Genomic DNA, 13052 nt, shown 5'->3' with positions numbered 1-13052 from the left:
ATTATGGATATTCGAGGAAAGAAACTGGTTGTCATCGGCGGTGCCGGATTAATTGGCTCCCATACCGTCGACTTGCTGACCCGGGAAGATGTTAAAGAAGTCGTAATCTACGATAATTTTGCGCGTGGCTCGATGGGAAACCTTAGCGAAGCTCTAAGGGACCCCCGAGTGCGGATATATGATGTCGGTGGCGATATTTGCCAAAGCGATATACTGAACAGCGCGCTAAAAGATGCAGACGGTGTATTTCATTTTGCTGCACTCTGGCTGCTGCAGTGCCACGATTACCCCAGGTCCGCGTTCAACGTTAATGTTGAGGGCGTATTCAATGTTCTGGAAGCTTGTGTTCAGCAAGATGTCCAACGACTGGTCTGGTCCTCATCCGCTTCTGTTTACGGTGATGCCGTTGAGGAGCCAATGACGGAAGATCACCCATTCATGAACAAGAATTTTTATGGCGCGACAAAAATTGCTGGAGAAGCGATGGCACGGGCGTATCATCACCGCTATGGCTTGGAATATATTGGCCTCCGCTACATGAACGTTTACGGCCCACGCCAAGATTATCAGGGTGCCTATATCGCCGTGATCATGAAGATGCTCGACGCCATCGATCGCGGGGAAGGCCCAACAATCATGGGTGACGGGTCGGAAGCATTTGACTTTGTTGCGGTCGAAGATTGTGCGCTGGCCAATATTTGCGGCATGAAATCCGATGCGAATGACGAATTCTATAATGTTGGAACCGGTGTACGAACTTCGCTGAAGGAGTTGGCAGAGCGATTAGTCGTCTTGACCGGCAGCAATCAAGAAATCCAATATGCTCCGAGAAGCCAGGCAACGTTGGTTCGCAATCGCATCGGTAGTCCGGTAAAAGCGACTGAAGAGATCGGTTATACCGCTCAAATTGGCATTGATGATGGTTTGAAACGCCTGATTGAGTGGCGTGCATCCCACAAAGATGAAGTGGCGACACGGCGCCTTAAAACGCGAACTTAAGGAAAATCGATGACTCAAGAAGCACGCCAGATTCCAATTGCTCTGCCTTCAATCGGCGAAGACGAAATAGTTGCCGTTCGGGAAGCATTGCGCAGCGGATGGATTACGCAAGGTCCGCGTGTAGCAGAATTTGAAAGCGCCTTTGCGGTTCGACATCAAGTCAATCATGCCTTCGCGGTTACATCTTGCACTACGGCAACCCATCTGGCTCTGGTCGCCGCCGGGGTTGGGCCGGGCGACGAGGTGTTGGTGCCAGCGTTCACTTGGGTATCAACAGCAAATGTTGTTATTCATTGTGGGGCCGTTCCGATTTTTGTTGATGTTGATCCGGCAACAAATAATATCATGCCATCGGATATTGCTCATAGAATTACGGACCGAACAAAAGCGATTATTCCTGTACATCTGTTTGGCCTTTGCGCCGATATTGAAGCTATCAAAGCAGTACTTCCCGATCATGTGGTTGTGATTGAGGATGCAGCCTGTGCCGCTGGCGCTTCTTACCATGGTCGTCCTGCGGGATCGCTCGGGGATATTGGTGCCTTTTCTTTCCATCCAAGGAAATCGATCACTACCGGCGAGGGCGGGATGGTGACCACTAACAATTCAGAATATGCAGCTCGTATTGACAGTCTGAGAAATCACGGTGCTAGTATTTCTGAAGAACAGCGCCATAACGGCCCGCGTCCTTATATTCTGCCAGAATTTGAAGTCGTAGGGTTTAACTATCGTATGACCGACCTTCAAGGCGCGGTAGGCGCGATCCAGATCAAAAAACTGGATGAGTTTATTTCCGAACGCAACAACTGGGCCCAACACTACATGGCTCAGCTGGCGGACGTTGACTGGCTTGTTACGCCAAAAGTACCTGATAACTATAGCCACGCGTGGCAGTCCTTCGTGACGTTTGTAAATCCTGATCTCTCTCCGACAACGCGAAACGAGATGATGGACAAGCTTCAAAAAACAGGTGTAGCGACTCGACCGGGAACGCATGCTGTTCACATGCTCGGTGCCTATCGCGACCGATTCGACATCAAACCAGAGGATTATCCCGGTGCATTGTCTTGTAACAACAACACCATGGCAATCCCGCTGCACAACAAGATGATCGAAGAAGACTATGCCTATGTCATAAAAGCAATCAAATCCATCTGAAAGCTATTGTCAGCCTTCCCTTCAGCATATTCCGTTTCAAGAGGTTTTATGTCTATTTTCCAAACCAAGATCGACACTGTGAATGAAATTCTCTCCTATCCCGTGGTGTTCAACGCCAATTTTGCCTCGGTGGGCGAAGGGTCCGAACATCAGAACCAACAGCAGACCAACAACGTGTTTACTGAAAAATGGTCCAAATATGATGACAATGAAGAGCAGGCAAAAGAAAACCTCTATGCATTTCAAAGAGACTGGTATTTGAAGTTATATGGCTTTGAATCAGAGGAAGAATTCGCACAATTCCTGCAAGACAAACCGGTGATCCTCGATGCTGGCTGTGGGCTAGGTTACAAGGCAGCATGGTTCGCCAAGCTCGCGCCGAATAGTTTAGTGATCGGAATGGACTTTTCTGACGCCGCCAAACAAGCGGCGGAGATATACAAGGACGTGCCCAACTTACTCTTCATGCGGGGAGATATCGCTTCAACGCCTTTCCAGGCTGGCAGCATCGCATATGTCAGTTGTGATCAAGTGATCATGCACACTGAGAATCCCGATAAAACATTTTCTGAGCTCTGCCGTATTTGTGAACCGGAAGTTGGGCAATTTGCCTGCTACTTTTATGCAAAAAAAGCGTTGCCTCGGGAACTGGTTGATGATTATTTTCGGACTGCCTGCAAGGATCTCTCGTCGGAGCAATTGTGGGGACTGTCGGAACAATTGACCACTCTTGGAAAGACGCTATCCGAGCTTGATGTGAAGTTCGACTGTCCGGATATACCAGTTTTGGGCATCAAAGGCGGTGAATATGATATCCAGCGCTTCCTTTATTGGAACTTCCTCAAATGTTTTTGGAACAAAGAATTGGGGCAAGAAACCTCGGTGGCGACCAACTTTGATTGGTACAGCCCCAGCAATGCAAGACGCTTCAATATTCAGGAGGTTAACGTTCTGGCCAAGGATAATCACATGATAATGGCGTTTATCCAGTCCGAAGAAGCTTGCCACTCGGGCCGCTTTGTGCGGCAATAGCGCTACAATTGACTGAGAAATTAAGTAATTTTTCTGTATTGAATTTCGTCAAATGGACGACGGGCTAGGAACATAATATCATGTGCGGAATTATCGGCATAGCAAATCTCGATGGTAAGCCGGTGTCACGGTCGTCTTTGCAGGCTATGGCGGACGCGGTCGAACATCGAGGCCCTGATGGCAGTGGCTATTTTGTCGACAACAATATCGGCCTGGGTCACCGCAGACTTTCCATAATCGACATTTCATCGCTTGGTAGCCAGCCTATGCAGACTTCCGACGGCAATTTCGTGCTGAGCTATAATGGCGAAGTATATAATTTCCGTGAGTTGCGGTTGGAGTTACAAGCTTTAGGTCATGCGTTTAAGTCTCAAGCCGACTCCGAAGTTGTGTTAGAAGCATGGCGGGCCTGGGGACCGAAATGCGTTGAACGGTTCAACGGCATGTTCGCATTCGCCATTTGGGACAAAGTTCGAAATTCGTTGTTCTTAGCCCGAGATCGTTATGGCATTAAGCCAGTCTATTGGAGCAGAACTGGCAATCAATTCCTGTTTGGTTCAGAGCAGAAAGCCATTCTGGCAAACTCCCACGTTCATCGCTCCATGGATCGGGCCGCTTTGGTCGAGTATTTCACTTTCCAGAATATATTCACCGATCGCACGCTGCTCGAAGGTATTTCAATCCTTCCACCCGCGACCGTCCTCGAATTGGATATGTCATCGGGTGGCAGAATTTCTACTACCCGATATTGGGATTATCATTTCGAAGAGCCGCGCGGTAAATATGATCCGCGGGAATATAGGGAAGAGTTGGATCGGCTTTTAACACAAGCGGTTTATCGGCAGATGGTGAGCGACGTCGAGGTCGGTTCATACCTATCTGGGGGTATGGATTCAGGTACGTTAACTGCGCTGGCAGTGAACGAAGTGCCCTATATAAAAACGTTCACATGTGGCTTCGACATCAGTTCCGCATCGGGCATTGAACTGGCATATGATGAGCGACAGAAAGCGGAGGCCATGTCGGCCGTATTCCGCACTGAGCACTATGAGATGGTCCTTAAAGCAGGCGACATGGAGCGATGCCTCAGCACCCTCGCCTATCATATCGAGGAACCCCGCGTCGGCCAAAGCTATCCGAATTTTTATGCCGCAAAACTGGCCAGCAAATTCGTCAAGGTTGTGCTGTCTGGTGCTGGTGGAGATGAATTGTTTGGCGGCTATCCATGGCGTTACTATCGAGCCGTCAATTGCCAGAACTTCGATGATTATGTTGGTCAGTATTATCAATTTTGGCACCGATTGATTCATGAACAAGACCGGAACGCGCTGTTCTCTCCGATCACCGAAGTCGCAAACAACATAGACCCACGTGATATATTTCGTGATGTTTTCAAGAGTCACGACAATCAGTTGGATTGCCCTGAAGACTATATCAATCACAGCCTCTACTTTGAAGCTAAGACGTTTCTGCATGGCTTGTTCGTCATTGAAGACAAAATCAGCATGTCGCAAAGTCTAGAGACCCGCGTGCCCTTCATGGACAATGACTTGGTAGACTTTGCGATGAAATGTCCCGTTGGCATGAAACTGAACAACCTCGTTGATGCGATCGATATCAACGAAAACGACATCGGGAAGAAACAATCACCACATTTTCAGAAAACCAAAGACGGCAAACAAATCCTGCGGGATGTAATGGCGCAGTATATTCCCGATGAGATCGCCGGTGGGACCAAACAAGGATTCTCGGCGCCGGATGCCAGTTGGTTTCGCGGTGAAAGCATCGATTTTGTTCGCAAAAAGCTAGTCGATAATGACAGCCCAATTTATAATTATCTTGATCGTGAGACTGTCCATCGAATCATAAATACGCATTTAGATGGCCATGAAAACCGAAGACTGTTTATATGGTCCGCATTGAACTTTGATAGTTGGCTGGAACAAACGCTTTGATTAACCTGCTGAATAATCTGAAAAATTTCTGGCAGTCTCGACACAAAGTGATCGAGGAGAAATTTGACCGCAGTCTTCCGTTCGGTGATTATATTGTAGATCGTTGGGAAAAAGCGCAGGCATTAGGCTTTGAAGAGGGAGCTTCAGTCTATGACAATGTGTGCGTGTTCGGCGATGTTCAGGTCGGGAAAAATAGCTGGATCGGACCCAACACGATTTTGGACGGCTCGGGTAGACTGATGATCGGAAGCCACTGCTCCATTTCCGCTGGTGTACAAATTTACTCTCACGATACTGTGGCTTGGGCAATTTCGGGGGGGAAAGATGCCTATGAATATGGCACAACGCGTATAGGTGATGATTGCTATATTGGACCAAATACTATTATAGCCAAAGGCGTTCAAATCGGGGATCGCTGCATAGTTGGCGCGAACAGTTTGGTTTTGAACGACATACCTAATGATTCGAAAGCTTGGGGAAATCCGGCCAAGTTGCAACTATGAATTCCATTGCTCTAGAGCTTTAGAATTTACCTGCATCAGTTTTTCGGTTCAATATTGATGGATGGAATTTCTAATTTGATACAGGAAGTCTCTCATCACCTATATTGGTTTCCTATATTTTGCTTTTTGCAAAGGTTGAGCCTGACTTGGAAACAAGGCACCGCGTTTGACAGTTGGGGTCATATTTTCTTTGTGGATAGCGTCCGGAAGAGCAAATCCGGTCCATTCGGTGCTATTCATCCCGACGTAGTAAATGGCGGTTCCTTTTATTATCCGCTGTTTTCCCATTGGTTATACAGTTTTCTGCCAGCAAATTTTCTAGTCCGGTTCAATCACCTCCTCAATCCGGCGCTGGACGCATTATTCCTCTTCGCATGCATCTCGCTGATGCGCATGGGCAATATTCCTGACCAGACCATTGCGGGCTGCGCGCTACTCTATATTTTTACCCCGCTATGCTTTTCAAAAATATCTATCGGTCCACGCGTAGCCAATTTTACAACGCGTATGGTGTCTGAAATGTTTCTGCCGCTGGTTTTTTTAGTCTGGTTCCTCGACCTGGGGTTGCTACCGATAGCCAAACTCCTCATCTGCATAGCCCTTGGTGCAACCATCTTAATGTCATCAAAATTCGGCGTACAAGCGCTGACTTTCATAGTTCTTCTGGTGAGTTCTTTGACCGCCGACTGGGCATTGGCCCTAGTATTTATTCTCGCGATCCTGACCGCGCTCATCGTGTCACGGGGTGCCTTTTTGAGGAACCTGAAGGAGCAGATTGATCATTTGAATTGGTATTTCCGAAGCGTTGCCCAAGGCAAACTCTTCGTCGCCAATCGCAATTCGCTGAATCTCTTATGGGCTTGGAACAAGAAAGAGCGCTTAACCAGCAACTTGCAAAATCTGATATTCAATTGGTTTGCGAAAAACAGCCTGACACTGCTGCTGCTGAAGGCACCGGCTTTTGTACTGGTGATCATAGCCTTAATCGCACAACTTGCCGAAGGCAGTTTCTCGACGATTAACAGCCTAGAAATTGTTGTGGTTTCAGGATTTGCAATTTATTTGGCGACGAGTTTCAAATACCTACTTTTCCTCGGCGAGGCCGAACGATATCTCACGCATGTTGCAATTCTAACTTGCCTCACATTAACACAATTCTGGGACTTTTCTGACCCACAATATGAGTGGCTTATGGTGCTGCTCATCCTATATGGTCTGGGTTATTGGATCGTAGAATTGATCACATTTTCGACCTTGCAACCCTTCGGCACACAAGATCATGAGAACGCCTTGGTTACGAGGTTAAATCGCCTGACGAGCGTACGGACCGTCTTGAGTTACCCCTATCATGTTCTACCGCCATACCGGGTCATGGTCGAAACAAAGCATCGAACTTTCTTCCCTATTCTTGCATCAATGGAGTTAAAAAAGGAACTAGAACCGTTCGAAGATTACCCTTTTCCTGATCTGTCCAAGTCTGAGGAACTTTATGAACGGTTCGGCGTCGATTGCTTAATCATTGCAAAAGAAGATCTCACGGAACGACTGCCACAATGGAAGCCAAATGCCAATGAATGGGAAACCATTTCACTGGAGAACCATCCACAGATCATGATGTTCCTCCGAAAGATCGCTAGCCGCTGACAACGAGCAAGGAAAAATTTTGAACGCCAAAAACCAGTTAACCCGATTCGGATCAGACCTACTGGTTTATGGCTTCGGAGTAGCGGCAAATGCAGCTGTCCGCTTTATCGTGCTTATGATCGCCGCACGGCTGTTAACAACATCCGAATTTGGATATTTCGACAATTTGCTCATTATTGGGATAATAGCTTCCAATATCTTCACCATGGGCAATGACAGCGCGATTGTCCGGTTGATTTTCGATAAAAATGACCAGCATGAGCATGGTAAGCTGCTAAGTGCCGCTTATGCGATCACAATCGCTGCTACCGCTTTTTTCACCATCGTAACGGCAATTTTCTATCAATATGTCAGCAGATATTTGCCAGGACAGTTTGTGAATCTCCATTTAATTCTCTTGCTCGCTGTCTACGGCATGAGCCTGACCGTTTACGCTCTAAATACGAGCTTCATGCGAGCTCTTTTCCTCAGAAAGACCTTCCTGCTGGCCACAGGCACCGGGTTGATCTTGAGAACCTCTCCCCTAATAGCAATAGCCGCAGCACCAATTGTAAATTTATACATGCTCTTCGGTATTTTAACTGCCGGAGCCTTTGCAGCAGCCTGTTTCACAAGTTTTCAGGTCAGAAGATATGTCACCATTTTGCCGACTGTCTTTTCCAAGGTCAGACCCTTGCTGACCTACGGCATCCCGCTCGGCATAATTGTTTTAATCGCCAGCCTTCAACCAGCCATGGAACGCATGCAGATTCTCCGTTTTGGCGACCCATTGCTTCTTGCTCGCTATGCAGCCGCTGCGTTTCCGGCGTTGCTGCTCGGCATCATGATCCAAGTTCTGAACTCAGCGTGGACGCCTTATGCGCTTAAGAAACATATCGAAAATGATATTTCAACTTTCCATATTATCGCGATAATAGCCACAACCCTAATAGGGACAATTTATGTGCTCTTTGCGCTTATGGCTCAAACAATCATCGCGCTATTTGTGCCCATTGGAGATCCTATCGCAGCAACCCTATTCCCATTTATCGGGCTGGTCATTATCCTACGTAGCCTTTCAACATTTACCGGCCTTGGATTGACTATAGCCAAAGCCAGCAAGACAAAATTGGCGCTCTACATCATAAATCTTGTCACTGGACTGCTCTTAAGTTCGTTGCTTTTCCAGCACATAGGAATAATTGCCATCCCTATTGGCTTCTTCGCCAGCAATCTCTCAATGTGGATTTTCGAGGCTGGCATCGCACAGAATATGGGTGGTCCAAAATGGCCAATGGCTAAGATATCTTTGATTTTGAGCGCCCTGATAATCACAGCTGGTGCGCTACAAACCGATATCAGATTTATGACCAGTGGGATGCCGTCAGCACAATCGTTTCTAGTTGCTTTGGTTGCCATCGGCACGTCAATGATGCTTACGTGGAGAGAATATCGGAATTTCATCAACAATTCTAAGGTGCCATCAGAGTTGTGAATCTTTCACTGGTTTCAAAACGATCTGATCAATAGCCACATCCTGTCCATCTACGCGCTCATCCGCCCTAACCGCTATAGATAACCAAAAATATCGACAAGCATCGCGGGAAATGGACAAGCGGTTAATATTGGCACCTGATTTAAGGGACGCGGCAAATACAGCGTCATTTTTCGCTGCAGGTTCCGCGCATGTCAAACTCACCCTCAAAGAGCCGATGTCTAGATCGTCTGCCACAATATTTAGTGAGAGGTCATACACGCCTGGGTTGATACGCAGTAGTTGACGAGCCATCACCCCGTTTGATCCAGCAGTCGAGCTTAGATTGAGGATCCGGTTTTCCGTGTCTATGAAGGCGAAATATTTACCTGTTGAGAAGAGTTGCCAGTCTAGCGGCGGATACAGAGGTTGCCGATCTAATCTCGCAACGTGGGTGATGCCCCTGGCCCCTTCTTTGTCAGATAGCGATTGAGAATATAATTCCTCGACTTCTTCAAAATGATTGTTGCGTACTAGATTTACAACAAGATCGCGATCATGCAGTTGCGAACGGTCAATTTGGCTTTCGTCGAGCGACGAACGTAATTTGGAAGCATAAATGATAGCTGCTTTGTTGTTCGCGGCTTGCTTCCAAAATTGGCCTGCCCATGGCGGGTTCTTTTTTAGAAGATTCACCATTGGTTCTGCAAAACCATCTTGTCCGATGACCGATACAATTGCTGGAATCAAGGCTGTACTGGACGTACGACTAGTACGCATCGATAGATCATAGTAAGAAAGTAACTGAGCCACATTTTGTCGCTCGGCACTATCATATATCGACCATGTTTGGCTGACCAGTTCGCGTTTTGACAGTTTCTGTGCCGAAATCATTAACTTCTCACGCTTAGCCTGATTTTCATTGAGCGCCAAAAGAGCAACCGACCCAGCTGCTGTTGGTTCAGATAGAAATGATTTTTTCGCCTGGGTAACAATGGCTTCATCGATATCGTCAGGGAATTGACCATTGTTCTCAACAATCGCTGCTTTAAAAGCATTGATCGCCGAAGTTTGATAGCCAAACCCATTTTTTGGCCATACTGACAAAGCAATGTCTGGGTTCTTCTTTTTTGTTATGCCGCCGATGGCGTTCATGGTTGTCAAACATGACAGCACAATAGTAACCAACAGGATTAAACCAGTTCGAATCATTATTTTTCCAATTTCAACTCGCACAAGAGCCCGAAGCTTTGTGATCGCGCTCATCACAAATTGTTAAAAATCAACTCTGTTCGCTAGCATTACCTCCGTAGCTATATTCATAACTATAACCGTACCCACTATGCTGTTTTGCGACTTTTGTAATGATAGCGCCGAATATTTTTGCGTGAGATGTGTGAACTCGCTCCAATGCAGCCTCAATAGCTTTCAGTTTGGGACCGTTGGCCTCAATTGTGTAAACTACACCCTCAACAGTATTTGCTAACAACGGGATGTCTGCAAGGCCGAGAACGGGCGGAGCATCGATAATAATATGATCAAATTCGTCATTCAGTCGAGCAACTAGTTTGGCAACCCTATCACTGCTAAGCAACTCAGCGGCATTGGGTGGAATAGGGCCGGCCTTCATCACATGAAACTTATATTCGTCAGATACTTGGATCAGATCACCCAATTCATTCTGTCCTGACAGATAAGTGCTCAGACCAGCATTATTCTTTTCCTGCAAAAGAACGTGCAGAGACGGATTACGCATATCCGCATCAACAAGGAGTACTTTGCGTCCCGTGCTCGCCAATACCGTTGCCAGAGAGATGGCAGAAGTACTTTTACCTTCATTTGGCCGGGTGCTAGTCATAAGGAACGACCGCGGCACGCCATGGTCTGTTAGAAACGACAGACTCGTGCTGATACTTAAATAAGCTTCCCAGGCTAAGGATTTCTTATCCTTCAGACTCTCGAGAATGTCGTCCTTTTCTAAATCGGGAATTGAACCCAGTCCGGCTATACCCAGATTAGGTCTGACATCCGACTGATCTTTCACCGTCTGATCAATTTGCTCAAAAACGAAAACGTACAAACCTGCAAAAATCAGACCTACAAAAGTGGCAAGCAAAAGATTCAAAACAAGCAATGGACTAGATGGTTTGTCTGGCAGTCTGGCTCGGTCAACGATCGAAATATTGTTGCTGCCCACACCTGCAACTCCGATTTCTTTAAATCTTTGCAAAAGGCCTTCATAGAGCTGCCTGTTTGTGTCCACTTCGCGTTGGTAAATACCATATTGAATAGAAGCACGGCGTTCACCGCTGAACAGGTTTTTCAGCTGATTTACTTTTTCGCTGAGTTGTTTTTCTCGAGCAACAGCTTCCCTATAACTCGCCTGGTTTCCGGACCGGATGCGCGCTTCTTCCTGTGCAATCGCGCTATCCAGCGCAGCGATTTGCGATTCCAAGGCTTTCGCTTCCGGATACTCAGGCTCAAACTGAACCAGAAGTTTGGCATATTCGGCTGCGATCGTGGCGCGTTGCTGACGGATACCGTTTATCGCTAGATACGACAATGAATCTTTGTTGCCGCTACTTTGCTTCGCTTCACTCTCCGCAGCGATACGTTGGGCGGTGGCCTGTGCAAGTTCTGCATTCAACGATTCCAGATTTGCGGTGGCCAATGTCTGACCACCAACTGTGCGGCCATCGGCGCCGGTTGTCGATGACAAAGTGACTATTTGTTTTCGGTCAGCATAAAATACCAACTGCCTTTCGGAATCTTCTAGCTTTTGGCGGAGTTGTTCCAGTCGTTCTTCCAGAAACTTTCGCGCATCAGCACTAGAATCAAACCGCCGGTCTAGGTTCGATGCAACAAATTCTGTCACCCACGAATTTGCTATGTCAGCCGATAATTTGATGCTGGGGCTTTCGAAGCTAATATCGACTAAACTCGATCCGCGAACGGGCGAAATTGAGATATGCTCAATCAATATATCGGTCGCTAGTTTCAAACGCCGATTCCGTTCGGCCGCACTGTTGGGATTGGCCTTTGTGGTCAATAGACCGCCACCTTCGGGATCAATCCCAAATGCTTCAAAGAAACTGTCACGTGTTGCAAGATTCTGTGCACGTGCAACTCGCTCGGCTAGTGATCTTGATTCGAGTAAGGCATATTGTGTTTGATAAAATTCGAGATTTTGCCCTGTATCTTCCTGCTGCAATCCTTCTACATTGGTTACCTTATCCTGCGTTCGATTGATCTCGATGCGCGAAGTTGCCGTATAGTAAGGTGTTGTAAGCAATGTAAACAGTACGCCAATCATCAGCGTAACTGCAACAATGGTCGCAATCGCTATTTTGTGGCGCAGGATCGCATGCCAATATTGCAGCAATGGCGGAGTCCCATGTGTGGTATCCTCATAGTAGCCGGTATTCTGCGTTCCCGGATTTTGCGCTTGATTGTCACTAACTAGATTCATGCGAGCGGTTCCGATTTATATTTCTAATGGGCTGCATTAAGTCAGCGAGTGAGGATGACGAGCGGCGTTGTCAAAAGTGGTGACGCCTGCAAAATATCCTTGAAAAGTCTTCGCGCTTGAGAATCCCCCACAATGATAACATCGTTAGCAAATACTTCGGGATCACCGTAGTTTCCACGTCGGATAGCTTTCAAATTGTAAAGACCCGCAAGTTGTTGTCCGCGAACGTTACGAAAAATGACCACGTCGCTCAATTTTGCGAATTCTGAGGTGCCGCCAGCCGTCGCAACAGCTCTCATAAGAGTCATTCTGCCAATAACCGGGTAGAGCCCCGGTTCCCCAACCTGGCCATCAACCGTGATAACCTGGCTAACTGTTTCATCAAGGTTTATAGTGACTTCCGGATCCCGTACATATCTGCCACGCAGTCTCTGCTCAATAGTTTCTGCCAGTTCCCCCGGTGTAAGGCCAGAGGCCTCGACGACACCTATAAGCGGAAATGATAGCCTCCCACTCGCATCAATCTGAACTTCTTTTGTTAGATCTTCGATACCGAAAACGTCTATTTTAAGCTTGTCAAATGGTCCGATCAGATATGGCCGATTTGCTGCCAGAAGATCCGAGCGGGTTGGTTCAGGTAAACCGTCTTCTGAAACGACAGTTACATCAGAACTGGTTCCAACAGCACCGGAGCTCGCACATGATGCCAAAAAAAAGCTGAGCATAAGAACAGAAAAACGAATCGTCATAGAGTTATAACATCCTTAATCAGAAATACAGTAGCCGAATAGACGAGCTGCATTGACACGTAAACCATGAATGGGGATGAAACGACTCAC

The 13052-nt window shown here is 47.1% G+C and carries 10 protein-coding genes; 7 read left to right on the top strand and 3 right to left on the bottom strand.

The features are described from left to right. Positions 1 to 3 precede the first annotated feature (3 nt). The 7 genes from BS29_RS00725 (at position 4) to BS29_RS00695 (ending at position 8765) form a co-directional block, all read left to right on the top strand. On the top strand, positions 4 to 999 hold the full coding sequence (locus BS29_RS00725) for an NAD-dependent epimerase/dehydratase family protein (protein WP_229955044.1): 996 nt from the start codon (positions 4 to 6) through the stop codon (positions 997 to 999). A 9-nt stretch (positions 1000 to 1008) separates the two neighbouring features. Next, positions 1009 to 2157, top strand: coding sequence for a DegT/DnrJ/EryC1/StrS family aminotransferase (locus tag BS29_RS00720; protein WP_229955042.1), 1149 nt, complete (start codon positions 1009 to 1011; stop codon positions 2155 to 2157). Between the two features lie 48 nt (positions 2158 to 2205). Further along, positions 2206 to 3189, top strand: coding sequence for a class I SAM-dependent methyltransferase (locus BS29_RS00715; RefSeq protein WP_229955040.1), 984 nt, complete (start codon positions 2206 to 2208; stop codon positions 3187 to 3189). Positions 3190 to 3269: 80 nt separating this feature from the next. Then, positions 3270 to 5144: an asparagine synthase (glutamine-hydrolyzing) gene (gene asnB, locus BS29_RS00710; protein ID WP_229955038.1), complete on the top strand. Its 1875-nt coding sequence runs from the start codon at positions 3270 to 3272 to the stop codon at positions 5142 to 5144. Then, positions 5141 to 5647, top strand: a complete 507-nt coding sequence (locus tag BS29_RS00705) for an acyltransferase (protein WP_229955036.1) — start codon at positions 5141 to 5143, stop codon at positions 5645 to 5647. Before asnB ends, BS29_RS00705 begins: the two co-directional genes overlap by 4 nt. 387 nt (positions 5648 to 6034) lie before the next feature. After that, complete coding sequence (locus BS29_RS00700) at positions 6035 to 7291, top strand: hypothetical protein (protein WP_229955035.1); 1257 nt, start codon at positions 6035 to 6037, stop codon at positions 7289 to 7291. A gap of 115 nt (positions 7292 to 7406) precedes the next feature. Then, positions 7407 to 8765: a lipopolysaccharide biosynthesis protein gene (locus tag BS29_RS00695; RefSeq protein WP_326838509.1), complete on the top strand. Its 1359-nt coding sequence runs from the start codon at positions 7407 to 7409 to the stop codon at positions 8763 to 8765. Here the strand turns inward: BS29_RS00695 and BS29_RS00690 are convergent. From BS29_RS00690 to BS29_RS00680, 3 genes are read right to left on the bottom strand one after another with little or no spacing between them, the layout of a single operon-like run. After that, a complete protein-coding gene (locus BS29_RS00690) occupies positions 8754 to 10010 on the bottom strand; it encodes a hypothetical protein (RefSeq protein ID WP_229955031.1) in 1257 nt (418 codons plus the stop codon). The two genes, BS29_RS00695 and BS29_RS00690, sit on opposite strands and share 12 nt — an antisense overlap. 16 nt (positions 10011 to 10026) lie before the next feature. Then, on the bottom strand, positions 10027 to 12213 hold the full coding sequence (locus BS29_RS00685; RefSeq protein ID WP_229955030.1) for a GumC family protein: 2187 nt from the start codon (positions 12211 to 12213) through the stop codon (positions 10027 to 10029). Between the two features lie 41 nt (positions 12214 to 12254). Further along, positions 12255 to 12962 carry a polysaccharide biosynthesis/export family protein gene (locus BS29_RS00680; RefSeq protein ID WP_229955028.1) on the bottom strand — a complete coding sequence of 236 codons (708 nt, stop codon included), beginning with the start codon at positions 12960 to 12962 and terminating at the stop codon, positions 12255 to 12257. Between the last annotated feature and the right edge of the window lie 90 nt (positions 12963 to 13052).

The sequence above is a fragment of the Parasphingorhabdus litoris DSM 22379 genome (assembly GCF_020906275.1).
Taxonomy (GTDB): Bacteria; Pseudomonadota; Alphaproteobacteria; order Sphingomonadales; family Sphingomonadaceae; genus Parasphingorhabdus; species Parasphingorhabdus litoris.
Note: the sequence above shows the minus strand (reverse complement) of the source record. Positions and strands in the feature narration are given on the sequence as shown.

What these genes read in the sequence shown, in the direction of transcription:
- BS29_RS00725 (WP_229955044.1), top strand. Translation starts at nt 4, where the DNA reads ATGGATATTCGAGGAAAGAAACTGGTTGTCATCGGCGGTGCCGGATTA.
- BS29_RS00720 (WP_229955042.1), top strand. Translation starts at nt 1,009, where the DNA reads ATGACTCAAGAAGCACGCCAGATTCCAATTGCTCTGCCTTCAATCGGC.
- BS29_RS00715 (WP_229955040.1), top strand. Translation starts at nt 2,206, where the DNA reads ATGTCTATTTTCCAAACCAAGATCGACACTGTGAATGAAATTCTCTCC.
- asnB (WP_229955038.1), top strand. Translation starts at nt 3,270, where the DNA reads ATGTGCGGAATTATCGGCATAGCAAATCTCGATGGTAAGCCGGTGTCA.
- BS29_RS00700 (WP_229955035.1), top strand. Translation starts at nt 6,035, where the DNA reads ATGCGCATGGGCAATATTCCTGACCAGACCATTGCGGGCTGCGCGCTA.
- BS29_RS00695 (WP_326838509.1), top strand. Translation starts at nt 7,407, where the DNA reads ATGATCGCCGCACGGCTGTTAACAACATCCGAATTTGGATATTTCGAC.
- BS29_RS00690 (WP_229955031.1), bottom strand. Translation starts at nt 10,010, where the DNA reads ATGAGCGCGATCACAAAGCTTCGGGCTCTTGTGCGAGTTGAAATTGGA.
- BS29_RS00685 (WP_229955030.1), bottom strand. Translation starts at nt 12,213, where the DNA reads ATGAATCTAGTTAGTGACAATCAAGCGCAAAATCCGGGAACGCAGAAT.
- BS29_RS00680 (WP_229955028.1), bottom strand. Translation starts at nt 12,962, where the DNA reads ATGACGATTCGTTTTTCTGTTCTTATGCTCAGCTTTTTTTTGGCATCA.